This window comes from Ruegeria sp. CRTD044, from assembly GCF_059613485.1.
The window spans coordinates 415,843-428,644 of the sequence record NZ_JBXWSP010000004.1 but is presented as its reverse complement, the minus strand read 5'-3'; the positions used below and the strand labels follow the sequence as shown (position 1 = coordinate 428,644).

13 protein-coding genes are annotated in these 12,802 nt (G+C 61.6%); 4 read left to right on the top strand and 9 right to left on the bottom strand.

Going from position 1 to position 12,802, the window contains the following annotated elements; genetic code table 11:
* Positions 1 to 94: 94 nt before the first annotated feature.
* The 5 genes from AC2FNL_RS05065 to rpiA all read right to left on the bottom strand — a co-directional run bounded on the left by AC2FNL_RS05065 (position 95) and on the right by rpiA (position 4,676).
* Positions 95 to 289 (bottom strand): DUF2065 domain-containing protein, encoded by a 195-nt coding sequence (locus tag AC2FNL_RS05065; RefSeq protein WP_093962522.1) that lies wholly within the window; start codon positions 287 to 289, stop codon positions 95 to 97.
* Entirely contained in the window at positions 289 to 1,182 is an 894-nt protein-coding gene (hflC, locus tag AC2FNL_RS05060) for a protease modulator HflC (protein ID WP_093962523.1), read from the bottom strand. Before hflC ends, AC2FNL_RS05065 begins: the two co-directional genes overlap by 1 nt.
* Positions 1,183 to 1,185: 3 nt before the next feature.
* On the bottom strand, positions 1,186 to 2,340 hold the full coding sequence (gene hflK, locus AC2FNL_RS05055) for an FtsH protease activity modulator HflK (protein WP_093962524.1): 1,155 nt from the start codon (positions 2,338 to 2,340) through the stop codon (positions 1,186 to 1,188).
* 72 nt (positions 2,341 to 2,412) lie between these two features.
* Positions 2,413 to 3,771, bottom strand: coding sequence for a glutathione-disulfide reductase (gene gor, locus AC2FNL_RS05050; protein WP_496832723.1), 1,359 nt, complete (start codon positions 3,769 to 3,771; stop codon positions 2,413 to 2,415).
* 119 nt (positions 3,772 to 3,890) lie between these two features.
* Positions 3,891 to 4,676 carry a ribose-5-phosphate isomerase RpiA gene (gene rpiA / locus AC2FNL_RS05045; protein ID WP_496832722.1) on the bottom strand — a complete coding sequence of 262 codons (786 nt, stop codon included), beginning with the start codon at positions 4,674 to 4,676 and terminating at the stop codon, positions 3,891 to 3,893.
* A 242-nt stretch (positions 4,677 to 4,918) separates the two neighbouring features.
* Between rpiA and AC2FNL_RS05040 the strand changes: the two genes are divergently transcribed.
* The 3 genes from AC2FNL_RS05040 to AC2FNL_RS05030 are packed head-to-tail and all read left to right on the top strand — an operon-like array spanning position 4,919 to position 7,694.
* Positions 4,919 to 6,292: an L-serine ammonia-lyase gene (locus AC2FNL_RS05040; RefSeq protein WP_496832721.1), complete on the top strand. Its 1,374-nt coding sequence runs from the start codon at positions 4,919 to 4,921 to the stop codon at positions 6,290 to 6,292.
* Entirely contained in the window at positions 6,225 to 6,734 is a 510-nt protein-coding gene (locus tag AC2FNL_RS05035) for a GFA family protein (protein ID WP_496832720.1), read from the top strand. The genes AC2FNL_RS05040 and AC2FNL_RS05035 overlap by 68 nt, the downstream gene beginning before the upstream one ends.
* 45 nt (positions 6,735 to 6,779) lie before the next feature.
* Positions 6,780 to 7,694: a DMT family transporter gene (locus AC2FNL_RS05030; RefSeq protein ID WP_496832719.1), complete on the top strand. Its 915-nt coding sequence runs from the start codon at positions 6,780 to 6,782 to the stop codon at positions 7,692 to 7,694.
* Here AC2FNL_RS05030 and AC2FNL_RS05025 read toward each other — a convergent pair.
* Positions 7,639 to 8,346 carry a thiamine diphosphokinase gene (locus tag AC2FNL_RS05025; RefSeq protein WP_496832718.1) on the bottom strand — a complete coding sequence of 236 codons (708 nt, stop codon included), beginning with the start codon at positions 8,344 to 8,346 and terminating at the stop codon, positions 7,639 to 7,641. The two genes, AC2FNL_RS05030 and AC2FNL_RS05025, sit on opposite strands and share 56 nt — an antisense overlap.
* Before the next feature lie 124 nt (positions 8,347 to 8,470).
* Between AC2FNL_RS05025 and AC2FNL_RS05020 the strand changes: the two genes are divergently transcribed.
* Positions 8,471 to 10,225, top strand: coding sequence for a hypothetical protein (locus AC2FNL_RS05020; RefSeq protein ID WP_093962531.1), 1,755 nt, complete (start codon positions 8,471 to 8,473; stop codon positions 10,223 to 10,225).
* Positions 10,226 to 10,294: 69 nt separating this feature from the next.
* On the opposite strand, the gene AC2FNL_RS05015 is transcribed toward AC2FNL_RS05020, so the two are convergent.
* From AC2FNL_RS05015 to AC2FNL_RS05005, 3 genes are all read right to left on the bottom strand, one after another.
* The gene (locus AC2FNL_RS05015; protein ID WP_170587406.1) at positions 10,295 to 11,008 is read right to left on the bottom strand and encodes a porin family protein; all 714 of its coding nucleotides are present in this window, start codon (positions 11,006 to 11,008) and stop codon (positions 10,295 to 10,297) included.
* Positions 11,009 to 11,094: 86 nt separating this feature from the next.
* Positions 11,095 to 11,337: a DUF2842 domain-containing protein gene (locus AC2FNL_RS05010; protein WP_093962533.1), complete on the bottom strand. Its 243-nt coding sequence runs from the start codon at positions 11,335 to 11,337 to the stop codon at positions 11,095 to 11,097.
* Entirely contained in the window at positions 11,337 to 12,632 is a 1,296-nt protein-coding gene (locus tag AC2FNL_RS05005) for an adenylosuccinate synthase (RefSeq protein WP_170337852.1), read from the bottom strand. Before AC2FNL_RS05005 ends, AC2FNL_RS05010 begins: the two co-directional genes overlap by 1 nt.
* Between the last annotated feature and the right edge of the window lie 170 nt (positions 12,633 to 12,802).

Genomic DNA, 12,802 nt, shown 5'->3' with positions numbered 1-12,802 from the left:
TGCCTGAGCAGCTTGCTGGGAAACAATGTAGTCAGTTTGTGACCGCCCGCAACTCGGGAAGTTGAGGAATTCACTGCCAGTTTACTTCGACCGATCAAAACCCCAACCGATTGGCCGTCCACAACAGGACGAAGCCACTGACCACACAAAGAAGTCCGACCAGTCTGCGGGCCGGTTCGGGAATGCTGCGCAACGCCTCAAGCATCCGCTCGACAAGCGAAGGGGCCAGCGCATAGGCCAGCCCCTCGACAATCAACACCAGCCCGAAGGCCAGCAGGATCATGCCCATCACTCGGCCACCGGTGCGGCACCCAACCGCCCTTCGGACGACCGGAGATAGTGGAAGAACTCGGAATCTGGCCGCAGCACCAACGAGCTGTTGTTGCCCTGCAGGGCATTCTCGTAGGCGGTCAAGGACCGGTAGAATTCAAAGAAATCCGGGTCCTTGCCGTAGGCTTCGGCAAAAATCGCATTGCGCTGCGCGTCGGCCTCACCGCGGACGATCTCTGCTTCGCGACGGGCTTCCGACACCAGCTCGACCACGGTGCGGTCGGCTTGGGCGCGGATGCGCTGCGCGGCTTCCTCACCACGCGCGACCTCGTCGGCGGCCTCGCGTTCGCGCTCGGCGCGCATCCGGGCAAAGGTCGCTTCGAGGTTGGCCTGCGGCAGGTCAGTGCGCTTCAGGCGAACGTCGATCACCTCAAGGCCCAGATCCCGCGCCTCGGTGATGGCGCCGTTTCGGATGCGAAGCATCAGCGCCGCCCGGTCCGAGCTGAGGATGTCATTCGAGCTGACCGAACCCAGCACTTCGCGGGTCTTGGCGCGCAGGATCGAATCCAGGCGCGCCTCGGCGGTCTGAATACCGCCTGCGCCCACGGCTTCGCGGAATTGGCGCACGTCGGTGATGCGATAGCGGGCAAAGGCATCGACCACCAAACGACGGTCATCCAGTGGCGTTACTTCCAGCGGCCCGACCTCGCGGCTGAGGATACGGTCGTCATATCGCACCACTTCCTGGATGACCGGAATCTTGAAAGCCAGGCCCGGCTCCTCCTTGACGTCGATCACGCGGCCGAATTGCAGAACCAGCGCCTTTTCACGCTCGTCCACAATAAAGACCGCCGACAGGGCAATCACGATCGCCACGAAAACGGCTGGAAGGATAAATGTTGTCTTGCGCATAGATCAGTTCTCCCCTGCCGAATTGCGGCGCAGTTCGTTCAGCGGCAGATATGGCACAACGCCCTGCCCGTCACCCGATCCGCCGGTGCCTTCGTCCAGAATGATCTTATCCACGTCGCGCAAAATCTGCTCCATCCGTTCAAGGTACAGGCGCTTGCGGGTCACGTCAGGCGCCTTGGAATACTCTTCCAGAACCGCGCTGAAGCGGCTGGCCTCGCCCTCGGCTTCGTTCACGACCTGTGCTCGATAGCCTTCGGCCTCTTCCAGCACCTGCGCGGCTTCACCACGCGCGCCGGCCAAAACCCGGTTCGCATAGGCATCGGCCTGCTTCTCCAGCCGGTCGCGTTCCTGTCCAGCCGACTGAACCTCGCGGAAGGCATCCTTGACCGGTTCCGGTGGGTCGGCGCCGTCAAAGTTCACACGGACGATGTTGATACCCGAGTTGTAGCTGTCCAGAGTCGACTGGATCAGTTCCTCAAGCCGTTCGGCGATGATAGCACGGTCGCGGTTCAGGATCGGCGCAAGGTCCGACTGCGCGATGATCTCGCGCATGGCCGACTCAGACACGGCCTGGATAGTTTGTTTCGGGTCGCGCAGGTTGAACAGGTAGTCCGCAGGATTCGAGATATTCCAGACCACCTGGAAATCGATATCGACGATATTTTCGTCTCCCGTCAGCATCAGCCCGGCGTCCGAACCGCGACCGCCCGATCCGATGGTTTCGGTCTGTTCGACCTTCACCGGGATGACTTCGGCCGTGACAACAGGCCACGGGGCAAAGTTCAGACCTTCGGTGCCGATTCCGGTAAAGCGACCGAACAGCAGTTCAACCGACTGCTCTTCGGGCTTGACCGTATAGGCGCTGGCAAAGCCCCACAGAACCAGAGCGGCAACCCCGCCCAGCAGGATGGTGCCCTTGGTAATTGCCGGGCCGCCACCGCCGCCCTGGCCGGATCCGTTGCCGCCTCGGCCCCCGCCGCCGCGCCCGCCCATCAGCACGCGCAGCTGCTCCTGGCCTTTTTTCATCAACTCGTCGATCTCGGGGATCTGCGGCCCGTCGCCTTCGGGCGGGCGTCGCCCGTCCCCATTGTTTCCCCGGTTTCCTCCGCCACCGGATGAGCCTCCGCCCCCCCAGGGGCCTCCGCTGTTGCCCGCCATGTGTTTCATTTCCCTTGTTTTGGCCCGTGTGCTTACGGGATCACTTGTAACCTGTGTGCGCGCGCTTGCAAATCAAGCGGTACGCACGGGTTGCCGCATGGTTACCAGTTCTTCGGCCATCACCGGATGAACTGCAACCGTGCGATCGAAATCTTCTTTGGTGGCGCCCATTTTCACGGCGATGCCCGCCAACTGGATCATCTCGCCCGCGCCGGGGGCGACAATGTGACAACCCAGCACCTTGCGGGTGGCCTGGCTGACGATCAGTTTCATCAAAACCCGCTGGGTGCCCCCTGCAAATGCTTTCTGCATCGGCTTGAACGAAGTCGCGTAGACCTCGATCGGCTCCTGCTCGGCGGCCTGTTCCTCGCTCAGGCCCACGGTGCCCATCTCGGGCTGGGTGAAGATCGCGGTCGGGATCAGCTCATGATCCACCGGGGTGGGGTTGCCCTTGAACACGGTCTCGACAAAGGCCATCCCCTCGCGGATGGCGACCGGCGTCAGGTTCACCCGGTCGGTCACGTCCCCGATGGCATAGATCGAGGGCACCGCGGTCTGGCTGTATTCATCCACGATGATCTGCCCCTTGCGGCCACGTTCGACGCCCAGCGCCTCAAGGCCCAGATCATCCGCGTTTGGCGCCCGGCCCGTGGCATACATCACCACGTCGAACAGCTGTTCCGACCCGTTGGTCGCCTTGACCCAGATCTTGTCGCTCTGCTTTTTCATCTCAAGCACATTAGTGCCCAGATGCACGTCGACCCCGTTTTGGCACATCTCTTCACAGATCAGCCCGCGCGCCTCGTCGTCGAAACCCCGCAGGATTTGCGCGCCGCGATAAAACTGCGTGGTCTTGACGCCCATGCCGTTCATGATCCCGGCGAATTCGCAGGCGATATAGCCGCCGCCGACGATCAGCATGGTCTCGGGCAGCTTCTCAAGGTGGAAAACCTCATTCGAGGTGATCGCCAGATCTGAACCGGGGAATTCCGGCACCACAGGGCGCCCGCCGGTGGCGATCAGGATGTGCTTGGCCGTCTTGCGGGTGCCGTCGGCCAGTTCAACCGTATGCGGGTCGACCAGTTTCGCGCGCTGGTCAAAGGTTTCGACGCCGTTGTTTTTGAGGATGTTGCGATAGATCTCTTCCAGCCGGTCCAACTCGGCATGCAGTTTGCCGCGGAACTGCGGCCAGTCGAAAGCGCCCGGCTGAATGTCCCAACCATAGGCACGAGCGTCCTCGACCATTCCCGCGTATTCGCTGGCAAACACCATCAGCTTTTTGGGAACGCAGCCACGGATCACGCAGGTTCCGCCATAGCGGTCCTCTTCGGCCAGCGCGACCTTGGCCCCGGTTTCGCCCGCCGCCACGCGCGCCGCGCGGACACCGCCTGAACCGCCTCCAATGACGAAAAGATCATAGTCAAAGCTCATGCCGCGTTCCTTTTGTCAGCCTGCCTGAAATTGCCCTGAGTATTTGGGGGCGTGAATGATCGTGCCAACCCCTTGGCCCGGAAATCGCACACCGCTGTGAAGCAGGGTGCGCGGTCGGCTCAGTCGGCCAGGTCCGAAAAGAGGTTATCGTGCTCGTCGCCCAACCGATCCAGCTCGATCGTACCGCTGTTGAAATCGCGCAGCTCGACCCGGCCGTCGCCGTGGCCGATCACGACCTTGTCGCAGATGTCGATGAACAGCCCATTTTCGACCACACCCGGTATCTGGTTCAGCACCAGAGCCAGTTGCCTCGGGTTGCCGATGCGTTGCAGGTGCAGGTCGAGTATGTGATTGCCCTCATCCGTCACGGTCGGCGCCTCGCTGTTCATCCGCAGGGTCGCCGAAGTGCCCAGCACGTCCATCGTGTCCAGCAACTCCTCGATCAGCGTGCGCGTGGTCTGCCAGCCAAAGGGAATGACCTCGACCGGAAGCGGGAACGCCCCCAGCGCCTCGACCTCTTTGCCCGCATCGGCGATCACGATCATCTGGTCGCTGGCCGTGGCCACGATCTTTTCCTGCAGCAACGCCGCGCCGCCGCCCTTGATCAGGTTCAATTCACCGTCGAACTCGTCGGCGCCATCGATCGTCACGTCCAGCCAACCCGCCTGATCCAGCGAAACAACCTCGATCCCGACCTCGCGCGCCAACTGTGCCGTAGCCGTTGACGTCGGGACGCCTTTGATCCGCAGACCTTCGTCCCGCACCCGCTCTCCCAGACGACGCACCAACCATGCCGCGGTCGATCCGGTACCCAGACCCACGCGCATCCCGTCTTCGACCATCTCGGCCGCGCGATAGGCGGCGACACTCTTGGCCTGGTCGATGGGTGACAACTCTGCTGTCATTGCGGCTTCCCCTCAGTTCTTTGCGGAACTTATACGGAAAGCCCTGCCCGACTGCGAGGCCCAAAATCCGCGGGACCGGCGCAATAATCGATACATGAATACGCGTTTCCCATCGGAAACGTCGCAATCAAATCTTCAGTGCTCGGCTCGGTTGTGTAAATAAAGCGCATACAGTTTCCCAGCGGTTCGGGCGGTTCAAATCGGCCCGGCCGCCAACTCGCCACAAGGCTCTGCGACCAGACATGTTTCTATCCGTCTTCGATATGTTCAAAGTGGGTGTTGGCCCATCCTCGTCCCACACGATGGGGCCGATGGTGGCGGCCGCGCGGTTCCTCGATCTCATGCGCGCTTCGCCGTTCGAATTTGCCGGCTTGCGCGCTTCGCTGCATGGATCTTTGGCCTTCACCGGCGTCGGCCACGCCACGGACCGCGCCACGATCCTTGGGCTGGCTGGGTTTGTCCCCGACAGCTATGACCACGACCGTGCCGAAGCGGCACTGGCCGCAATTGCCGAAACCGGCACTGTCACACCCGAGGGTTTGCCGACCCTGCGGTTCGATCCAAAGGCCGATCTGGTCTTCGACTACGACAACACCCTTCCCGGCCACGCCAACGGCATGATCCTGATGGCCACCGACGCCCAGGGCGACGTGATCTTGCGGCAGGTCTATTACTCGGTCGGCGGCGGCTTTGTCCTGACCGAAGAGGAGCTGGCCGAAGGCAAGGACACCAATGACGGCCCGCCCGTGCCCTTCCCGTTCAAGACCGCCGCCGAAATGCTGGAAATGGCGCGCAGCAGCGGCAAGACCATCGCCGAGATGAAACGCGCCAACGAGATCGCGCGTGGTTGCGCCGACAGTTTCGCGAAGGGCACCGCTCGACTGTGGGAGGTGATGAACGCCTGTATCGAGCGCGGGTTGAGCTCCGAAGGCATCCTGCCCGGCGGCCTCAAGGTGCGGCGCCGGGCCAAGGCGATCCACGATGCACTGATGGCCGAGCGCGGCATGAACCTGAACGCGCCGCACACGATCAACGACTGGATGAGCGTCTATGCGATGGCGGTGAACGAGGAAAACGCCGCCGGCGGTCAGGTCGTCACCGCCCCCACCAACGGCGCTGCGGGCGTACTGCCGGCGGTGCTGCGCTATTACCTCGACCACGTTCCCGGCGCATCGGAAAGCCATATCGAGGATTTCCTGCTGACCGCCGCCGCGATTGGCGGGTTGGTGAAGTACAACGCCTCGATCTCAGGCGCCGAAGCCGGCTGTCAGGCCGAGGTTGGCAGCGCGGCCGCAATGGCCGCGGCGGGTCTTTGCGCAGTGATGGGCGGCACACCAGAACAAGTGGAAAACGCCGCCGAGATCGCGCTGGAACATCATTTGGGCATGACCTGCGACCCGGTCGCCGGGCTGGTGCAGGTTCCCTGCATCGAGCGCAACGGGCTGGGCGCGATCAAGGCAGTTTCGGCGGCGTCGCTGGCCCTGCGCGGGGACGGGCAGCATTTCGTGCCACTGGACGCGGTGATCGAGACCATGCGCCAGACCGGTCATGACATGCACGAGAAGTATAAGGAAACCTCGCTGGGCGGTCTGGCCGTCAACGTGCCAAACTGCTGAGGGATCAAACCGGGAGGGCAGCTCAATGCGCGGACATTGCCTGTGCGGCAGAATCGGGTTCGAGGTCGACCCTCCGGTCCTGTCTTGTGTTTCCTGCCATTGTGACAGCTGCCGCCGCCAGTGTGCCGCGCCGATGACCACATATTTTGGTATTCGCGACGGTCAGTGGCGTTGGACCGGAGAGGAACCGAAGCGGTTCAACTCGTCCCCCGGTGTCGAGCGCAGCTTTTGCCCGCATTGCGGAACGCCGATCTCGTTCCGATCCACTACGATGTCCGACGTTTTGCACCTTTATGTAGCGACACTGGAGAACCCCGAAGCCCTGCGGCCAACGCTGCATGTCGCCTATGAAGAGAAACTGACGTGGCTCGAACTGGGTGACGGGCTGCCCACTTGCATCGGTCCGGACTACACAAAGGTTCAGCCTTTGCCCGAGGACTGACGACGGGCCTTTCCCATTCTTCGGGAAACGTCTAGCGTCGCGCCCATGACACAGGATCGTCCCGTCTTCGGCATCGTTTTGATGCTTGGTTTCTGCGTGCTTGCACCGCTGGGCGATGCCTTGGCCAAGCTATTGGGAGAAACCACTCCGCTTGGCGTTCTGGTGCTGGTGCGTTTTGCGGTGCAGGCGGCCATCCTGATCCCGCTGGTGGCGCTGACGGGTCGGACCTTGCGAATGCGCGGGCGCGTCCTGCGGCTGACCGTGCTGCGCACGCTGCTGCACATTATCGGAATCGCCGCGATGTTCAGTGCGCTGCAGTATCTGCCGCTGGCCGATGCCGTCGCCATCGCCTTTGTCATGCCCTTCATCATGCTGCTGCTGGGCAAGTATGTGCTGGGTGAAGAAGTCGGGCATCGTCGTCTCATCGCCTGCATTGTCGGCTTTGCAGGCACGTTGCTGGTCATCCAGCCCAGCTTTGCCGAGGTTGGTGCTCCGGCCCTTTTGCCGCTGATCGTGGCTGTTGTCTTTGCCCTGTTCATGCTGGTGACCCGGCAGATTGCCAAAGAAACCGATCCAATTGCCCTGCAGGCCGTGTCCGGGCTGCTGGCCACCGCGGTCCTGGCTCCAGTGCTTGCGATCGGGGCTCTGACAGGTCTTCCGGATCTGGCACTGACCCTGCCGCAAGACGACGCCCATTGGTTGCTGTTGGCGATCGGTGTTCTGGGCACCGTGGCGCATCTGCTGATGACATGGGCGCTGCGGTTCGCGCCTTCGGCAACGCTGGCGCCGATGCAATATCTGGAGATTCCGGTGGCGACGTTGATCGGCTGGCTCATCTTTCACGACCTGCCAAACGGCCCGGCGACCTTGGGGATCGCCATCACGATCGCGGCCGGGCTTTATGTCATCCTGCGCGAGCGGGCCAGCGCCCGGTCTGCTCCGACGCAAACGCCCGCATGACAGCATCAAGAGCGTCACGCGGCACCATGACCAGCAACCCGGGTCCGTGGACCTCGAGGGTAACCTGAGCCAGCGCACGGTTCGATGTTCCGACCCGTCCGTCCGGCTCAAGTACCAGACCGTCGATCGGCCATTCCAACCCCGAACTGCGCCCGGTTACCCGCTGATATGGAAACAATGACACTGTGTCGCCCGGCGTGAGCGACAGTGATATCCTAGGCGGGGCGTGAAAGACCACTTCGCGTGCGCCCAGCAGGACGCAAGGCCTGTCTTGGTGGCAAACCAGCGTATTGAGCACCGCCAATTGGTGGTCCAGCCGACCTCCGAGGAACCCGACACCCAAGACCATCGGCGCGCGGATATTGCGCAGGGCCTTGTCGAAATCGGTGCTGTCCTGTTCCCGGATCGGAAACAAACGGTCCTCTGGTATCCGTGCAAGATAGGCGTGCGCCAACGAATCGAAGTCGCCGATCACCGCATCCGGAACGCGCCCCGAATCGATCAATGTGGCGGCTCCACCGTCCGCAGCAACAGCGCCGTTGACGCGATTCAGCGCCAGATTCAGGTCATGGGGGCCGATTTCCCCTCCTCCGAACAGGGCAATTGGTCTTTTGGAATGAACAATTTCGCCGTTTTTTCCAAGATTGACCATTTTTCCCGCTTTTGGACACATTGAGACCACAAAATGATAGGTTCTTTAGAACAGGTTCGAGCTGACGAACGCGCCCAGCGTCGCGCGGGTTGGCTCTGTGTAGTTTGTAGAGGACGTGCGTCTGATGGTACAGAACAACAAGGTATTGACCGTTTCCTACGGAACCTTCTCATGCACTTTGGAAGGCTTTGACGATTCCTTTGAGACGATGAAGGCGATTGCCGAATACTTCCGCGATCTTGCCGCAGATGACAGGTATTTCGGGTCCGAGCCTCCGCAACCAGACGCAGAAATGTTGACCCGTATCGCTCAGCGTGACGCTTCGCGCCGTGTGGAAGCCAAGCAGAACGACACCGGACTGTTGCTGCGCGCCACGGACGAAGCCCATGATGCGGCCCCGCAACAACCCGCACCCGTGGCCAGCACTCCGGCGCCCGCCAGCCCTGACCTGAGCGTGGTCGACACGGCACCGGCGGCTGGTGCTGCCGCATTCTTTGCCGATGCCGAGCCGGTCGAATCTGCAGCCCCCCAGGGCGCCGACAGCATCGCCGCCAAGCTGCAGCGCATCCGCGCGGTCGTCTCGCATAGTGACCAGACGCCCCCCGCCTACAGCGAAGACGAAGACAGCGGTTTTCTAGCCTCGCCCGAGCCCCAGATCGACGCCATCTCGGCCGCATTCGAAGCCGGAGCGCTCAGCCCCGACGATTTGGATGCAACCGAAGAGGTGACGCAGGAAGATGCTCCGGTAGAGGCCACACAACAGCCCACGGACCCGTTTGCCGACCTTGCGGAGGAAGAAACTCAGGCCGCAGTCGAATTCGAAGCGGAAGAAGAATTCCCGGCAGCACCGGAAGTCGAAGCGGAGCCTGAAGTTGAAGCGGAGGCTGATGAAGCCGCCGAGGATGCTCAGGAAGTTGAAGCTGATCTGGAAGAGGTTGAGGAAGCCGCGGCGGAAGAAACAGCCTACGACGACCAGGCCGCCAGTGATGAAGAAGCCTCGTCCGAGATTCTCTTCGCGGATCTTGAAGAGGACACCGACTCGGAACCCGAGGCTGACGACATCCTCAACATTCTGGGTGACCAGCTCGAAGATGCCGATGAGGAAGTCTCTGAACTCGCGGAAGACGGCGTCCTGACTGCCGAAGACGAAGAGAGCATCCTGGGTGAGATCTCGGAAATCGAGGCGGAGATGGATGCGCGCTCGAAGCGCGACGCAAACAAGCCTCAGGACGTGGACTCGGACGTGTTGCGCCTGATGGAGAAGGCCGACGCCCAGATGGACGACCCGGCCACTTCGGACAAGCGGGAGACTTATTCCCACCTGCGCACAGCTGTGGCAGCGACCGAAGCTGAAGGCGGCAAGGCCCGCGATGCGGATGAGGACGAAAACCAGAAATATCGTGGAGACCTGGCCTCGGTCGTCAGCCCCCGTCGTCCGGAAATCCATGTCACCAGCATGCGCCCCGAGTCGGATACGGCCGCGCCGCTCAAGCTGGTGGCCGAGCAGCGCATCGATACGCAGGACGCGGACGCCGGTCCGGTCACCCCGCGCCGCGTGACCGCAGCACAAGACGACGACGCATCCGAAGAAGGCGGCTTTGCCCATTTCGCTCAGGAGCAGGGCGCACAATCCCTGCCCGACCTGCTGGAGGCGGCCGCGGCCTACCTGTCTTTCATCGAAGGCCAGGAGCAGTTCTCGCGTCCGCAGCTGATGAACAAGGTGCGTTCACTCAAGCAGGATGAATTCAACCGCGAAGAAAGCTTGCGTTCGTTCGGCCAGCTTCTGCGCGATGGAAAGATCGAAAAAGCCGGCGGAGGGCGCTTTGCCGCCTCGAACCAGATCGGCTTCCGCCCCGACGACAAGCGCGCCGCGGGCTGACAAGACCCCCCAACTGCCCAAGACAGGCCGGAGATCCTCTCCGGCCTTTTTTGCATTTTGCGTGAAAGCTCAGAACTTGAACGCCAACGCCACGTACGGGCCGGTCAGTATAAGGTCGACAACGTTGCGGCCGTCCTCAAAATCAACGCTCAGATGACGGTAGCCGGCTGCAACATCGATGGTCTCGGTCCAGCTCCAATTGGCTTGAACGATGGCTTCCCACTGGAATTTCGACCCATAGCCAAAACCACCGATGTTGCCCATGGCCGCAAGTTTCCACCGCTCATTCAGCGCACGAGAGTATCGCGCCCCGACGATTGGATCTGTCCAGCTTTGGTCAGTGCTTGCCGTGAAACCGGCCACGGTTGTCGACAGATCAAGATCCCAATGGCGCAGCCCGCCCAGCACCTCAATCCGGGACTGGCTGTCCTCTGCCACCGCGTAGCTGCCCGCAAGCGAGGTCATGATCCCGTCCAGCTCCCAGCTCGCGGCGTTGCTGAATGGTCCGATGGAAACGGTGTCGCCCAGATTCAGATAGTTGAACTCGGCTCCGATCGTCCAACGCCCATTCCGGGCCTCGCCCGCGATCAGAAATGCACTGTTTAGAATGTCGAAGATGGATTTGCTGCCATCAACCGGAGGGTTCGGCCCAATATCCAGAGAGGTTCTGAAATCCGGCCCCCAGAGATAAGGGGCAATGACGAACTCCCAATCATCAGCCCAGACGGCGCCCGAACTCAGGGTTGCGAGACTGGTCAATGTGACCAAAACAGCATTTTTCATCAAGGATCCACCTGCCGAATTGTGCTTACCGAAACTGTTTTTCGGACAAGCCTGTCAAGTTGGCAGGTTTCTTACAACGGTCTGGCCTATTGCTGATCTTGATCCGGGTCTTCTTTGCCAACGCCACGAAACACAAATTTGAATGGCAGCGCCCACAGAACACCCAAAACCACATAGACCAGCAGTTCGACCAGGATCGATGGTCGGTCCAGCCAGTTCACGATGGTGACCACTGCCACAATGTACAGCGGCAGCCCCACCAGCAACAGAACCAGCGACCACCGTCTGCGGGCCTTGTAGCTGAGGCCGGGTTTGTCCGCGCCTGCCATCAGTCGGCAAACGGGTCGGTCACCAGGATGGTGTCGTCCCGCTCCGGGCTGGTAGACAGCAGCGCCACCGGGCATTCGATCAGTTCTTCCACCCGGCGGACATATTTGATGGCGTTTGCCGGCAAATCTGCCCAGCTGCGCGCGCCCTCGGTGGACTCGCTCCAGCCCGGCATTTCTTCATAGATCGGCGTGCACCGCGCCTGCTGATCTGCAGCCGTGGGCAAATAGTCCAAACGCTTACCGTCCAGTTCGTAAGCGACACAGATTTTCAGCGTCTCGAACCCGTCCAGAACATCGAGCTTGGTCAGGGAAATTCCGTTGACGCCGCTTGTGGCGCAGGTTTGCCGCACGAGGCAGGCGTCGAACCAGCCGCAGCGCCGCTTGCGGCCTGTCGTGGTGCCGAATTCATGTCCGCGCTCTCCCAGTCGCTGTCCGTCGGCGTCGTGCAGTTCGGTCGGGAACGGGCCTTCGCCAACACGGGTGGTGTAGGCCTTCACGATACCCAGAACGAAGTCGATCGACCCCGGACCGATCCCCACGCCCGTCGCCGCCTGCCCTGCAATCACATTCGAAGAGGTCACAAACGGATACGTGCCGAAATCGATATCCAGCAAGGCACCCTGAGCGCCTTCGAACAGGATGCGCTTGCCCGCTTTGCGCTTTTCGTTCAGCACCTTCCAGACGGGAGCCGCAAAAGGCAGGATCTGCGGAGCGATCTCCTTCAATTGGGCGATCAGTGCGTCACGATCCACGGCGTCGATACCCAAACCCTTGCGCAGCGGGTCGTGGTGTTGCAACGCCCTATCGACCCGAGCCTCGAGAGTCGCCTCATCCGCCAGATCGGCCACACGCACCGAACGGCGACCAACCTTGTCTTCATAGGCCGGGCCGATCCCGCGTCCGGTCGTGCCAATCTTGGTACCCTTGCTCGCTGCTTCCTCGCGCGCGCGGTCCAACTCGCCGTGGATCGGTAGGATCAAGGGTGTGTTTTCGGCGATCATCAGCGTTTCAGGCGTAATCTCGACGCCTTGCGCACGGATCGTTTCGATCTCTTTCAGCAGATGCCAGGGATCCAGGACAACGCCGTTGCCGATCACGCTCAGCTTGCCACCACGCACCACACCAGACGGCAGTGCATGCAGTTTGTAGACCTCGCCATCGATGACCAGCGTATGCCCGGCGTTGTGCCCGCCCTGAAAACGCGCGATCACGTCTGCCCGCTCGCTGAGCCAGTCGACGATCTTGCCTTTTCCTTCGTCACCCCATTGGGCGCCGACAACAACCACATTGGCCATATCCGGTCCTTTTTGCGCTGAGTTACCAAACCCGGCTCATATAGCGGGGCGCAGGCAACAGGGAAACCGGTAATTCGCCGCAGCCACCAATCGCGCCGACGCGCAATGCTGTTGTCGGGGATCATGGCCACCGGACGGAGTCCGCGCCGCTGTTCATTTGGCTTAAAAGA

Coding starts and splice junctions, on each gene's coding strand:
- AC2FNL_RS05065 (WP_093962522.1), bottom strand. CDS start 289: ATGGGCATGATCCTGCTGGCCTTCGGGCTGGTGTTGATTGTCGAGGGG.
- hflC (WP_093962523.1), bottom strand. CDS start 1,182: ATGCGCAAGACAACATTTATCCTTCCAGCCGTTTTCGTGGCGATCGTG.
- hflK (WP_093962524.1), bottom strand. CDS start 2,340: ATGGCGGGCAACAGCGGAGGCCCCTGGGGGGGCGGAGGCTCATCCGGT.
- gor (WP_496832723.1), bottom strand. CDS start 3,771: ATGAGCTTTGACTATGATCTTTTCGTCATTGGAGGCGGTTCAGGCGGT.
- rpiA (WP_496832722.1), bottom strand. CDS start 4,676: ATGACAGCAGAGTTGTCACCCATCGACCAGGCCAAGAGTGTCGCCGCC.
- AC2FNL_RS05040 (WP_496832721.1), top strand. CDS start 4,919: ATGTTTCTATCCGTCTTCGATATGTTCAAAGTGGGTGTTGGCCCATCC.
- AC2FNL_RS05035 (WP_496832720.1), top strand. CDS start 6,225: ATGACATGCACGAGAAGTATAAGGAAACCTCGCTGGGCGGTCTGGCCG.
- AC2FNL_RS05030 (WP_496832719.1), top strand. CDS start 6,780: ATGACACAGGATCGTCCCGTCTTCGGCATCGTTTTGATGCTTGGTTTC.
- AC2FNL_RS05025 (WP_496832718.1), bottom strand. CDS start 8,346: ATGGTCAATCTTGGAAAAAACGGCGAAATTGTTCATTCCAAAAGACCA.
- AC2FNL_RS05020 (WP_093962531.1), top strand. CDS start 8,471: ATGGTACAGAACAACAAGGTATTGACCGTTTCCTACGGAACCTTCTCA.
- AC2FNL_RS05015 (WP_170587406.1), bottom strand. CDS start 11,008: ATGAAAAATGCTGTTTTGGTCACATTGACCAGTCTCGCAACCCTGAGT.
- AC2FNL_RS05010 (WP_093962533.1), bottom strand. CDS start 11,337: ATGGCAGGCGCGGACAAACCCGGCCTCAGCTACAAGGCCCGCAGACGG.
- AC2FNL_RS05005 (WP_170337852.1), bottom strand. CDS start 12,632: ATGGCCAATGTGGTTGTTGTCGGCGCCCAATGGGGTGACGAAGGAAAA.